Genomic DNA, 2227 nt, shown 5'->3' with positions numbered 1-2227 from the left:
TTGAGGAGGCCGCCATTCTGGCCGGGCATTTCGACGCCACGCGTGAGCGTTTCGACGCTGCCCAGGGTACAATACTCGTTCTGCAGGACACTACGATGCCTTGCGGTTCTGCGTGTGAGCATGCGGATTGAGGCGATCGGGGTCCATGCGGTTGAGGAGGCAATGGACGTTTCCCAGTCTTTGGCGAGCCGCCTGCAGCGCCCCAGCCAGGCGAATGTCCGTTCAACCACCCGGCGGCGCGGCAGGATTTCGAAGCCCTTTGCTGTGTCTGATCGCCTGATGATTTCCACGGTCCATCTTCCCATGGAAGCGAGCGCGGATCTCAGTTTATCGCCGGCATAGCCACCATCGGCAAAGATGTGGCGGAGCCAGGGAAAGCGTTTGCGTATTGCTGCCAGAACTTCAACGGCCCCGTCACGATCCTGAATGTCGGCGGCGTGGACCAGAAGGAAGACCAGGAAACCACAGGTATCGGTCACGATGTGACGCTTGCGCCCTTTGACCTTCTTGCCCGCGTCATAGCCCGAAATACCTCCGCTTTCCGTGGTTTTTACCGACTGGCTGTCAATCTCGCTGTGCCAGGACACGACTGGTTGTACCAGCCCGAGACGAGGAAGGCGCGCTCGCGACCGCTATCACATATCTGTGATCACGAGTCCGACTCCGTGGTCCGGTCCATGCGGACCGGCATCGGCAGCGAGCGCCGACGCACCTGAATGAGTGCCCGCTCGATCTTCGATGTGGCATCCAAGGGAGAATCAATTGATCCGGCGTCAGTCAGAGCCGGGTGGTCCTGTCGCGGCAGGGTAGGGAGGGAGGCCGGCTCCGGCCTTGCTCCATGAGGGGAAGAAGGGGGCTGAGCCTGCCTGGGCGAAGCCAGGATGTGCACGACATCTTCCGCCCGGGCCGGTCGCTCCGCCTGCTTGGCTCGCGCTTGGCGCACGCGATGCCATGTCCGCCGGACTGTGCCCTCGCTGGGCTCATGACCCCACGTGTTCTTCAGGCCCAGGTTGCGGAACATGAGTGTAAGCGCCGGCCAGCCCGTGCCTCTGCCGAGTTCCTGCTGCAACGCCTCGAAATGCTCGTCCATGAAGAGTGCCAGGGTTTTCTTCGTGCGGCTTCGTCGCGCCTCCAGCGCGAGTTTGGCGATATCCATGCCGCCGAGTTTCTGGCTCACGGCGTTTTCTCCATAAGCGGCCGGGGTTCGAACTGTCGGAGACATGAGGGCGCAGAAATCGTCACCTTCTCCCTCGATGTTATCCTCCCGTCCGTCATTTAACTACGGCTTCCGATGGTTCCGCAGCCATGCGGCGAAGCCCGCTTCGTCGATTTGTCCTTCGACCAGTGCGACCATATGCTCCACCACCTCTGGCGCAGTGACGGCGATCGTCTCGCCGTTGACTTTGAGGAAGAGCACGCAGCAGCCCCAGCCGGTGCGCTTGTTGGCGTCGTTGAACGGATGGTTGCTGGCGATCCCGTAGGCATAGGCGGCGGCGAGATCGAACAGGTCGGCCTCGCCGGAGGCAGTATAGTGATGGCGGTTCACCGGCCGCCCGAGGGCGCTGTGCAGCAGATCCGCGCTTTTGACGCCCTGCGCGCCGCCATATTCGTGCAAGGCGCAATCGTGCAGGAACAGGACGGCGTCGGCTTCGAGGAATTCCGGCTCGGTCACCGCGTCGCCAATTCCTGGAGAGCATCGGCCTGCTCGCGCAGAACCTCGCGTGCGAGCGCCATCTGGCGTTCGAGCCTGAGGTTGCGCTTGACCAGCTTGATGCCGTCGGCCAGCTCGACCAGCGTGAGTTCCTGTCCGACCTCCAGCCCCTGCCGGATGCGCGTCTCCGCCGGCAGCGTGATGCCGACTGAATTGCCCTGCTTGCGAACGGTGACCGTTTCCATGCTCGCCCCCTGTCTTACTGAACGTAAGATATAATACGGTGTGAGCCGGTTTGCCAAGACAACGTGCTGCACCGGATCTGGGGGACGGAACATCGACGCTGACCTGGATGCCTCTCTTCAATGGAGGTTCGATCGTCCCTGTCGGCGCAGTGCGGCATGGCCAGGATGATCCAGCCGCCAAATGACGGGGGAATCCCATGCATCGGAATCGTGAGACTGAATAGTGCAAACAGAGATCTGAAGCGTCCCGGGTTTCCCGGAGGCTAATTGGTTTGAGTCACGCAGCCATATTGATGATCTGAAGGGCTGCATAGTAGTTGGCCTCGGCCTC

At 61.6% G+C, this 2227-nt stretch carries 3 protein-coding genes and 1 pseudogene; all 4 read right to left on the bottom strand.

From position 1 onward, the window contains the following. Positions 1-95 precede the first annotated feature (95 nt). Positions 96-569 (bottom strand): annotated as a pseudogene (locus tag EDC31_RS17480) (IS5 family transposase); the annotation flags it as partial. A gap of 80 nt (positions 570-649) precedes the next feature. Continuing rightward, the gene (locus tag EDC31_RS17475; RefSeq protein WP_042062848.1) at positions 650-1177 is read right to left on the bottom strand and encodes a hypothetical protein; all 528 of its coding nucleotides are present in this window, start codon (positions 1175-1177) and stop codon (positions 650-652) included. 102 nt (positions 1178-1279) lie between these two features. After that, on the bottom strand, positions 1280-1672 hold the full coding sequence (locus tag EDC31_RS17470; RefSeq protein ID WP_042062846.1) for a type II toxin-antitoxin system death-on-curing family toxin: 393 nt from the start codon (positions 1670-1672) through the stop codon (positions 1280-1282). Next, entirely contained in the window at positions 1669-1896 is a 228-nt protein-coding gene (locus EDC31_RS17465) for an AbrB/MazE/SpoVT family DNA-binding domain-containing protein (RefSeq protein ID WP_042062844.1), read from the bottom strand. The genes EDC31_RS17470 and EDC31_RS17465 overlap by 4 nt, the downstream gene beginning before the upstream one ends. Between the last annotated feature and the right edge of the window lie 331 nt (positions 1897-2227).

This window comes from Acidomonas methanolica, from assembly GCF_004346035.1.
In the GTDB taxonomy this organism is placed as follows: Bacteria; Pseudomonadota; Alphaproteobacteria; order Acetobacterales; family Acetobacteraceae; genus Acidomonas; species Acidomonas methanolica.
The sequence above is the reverse complement of the archived record's forward strand: the minus strand, read 5'-3'. Positions and strand labels throughout refer to the sequence as shown.

Bases quoted from the DNA above. Each gene is read 5' to 3' on its own strand.
- EDC31_RS17465 (WP_042062844.1), bottom strand. From the start codon at position 1,896: ATGGAAACGGTCACCGTTCGCAAGCAGGGCAATTCAGTCGGCATCACG.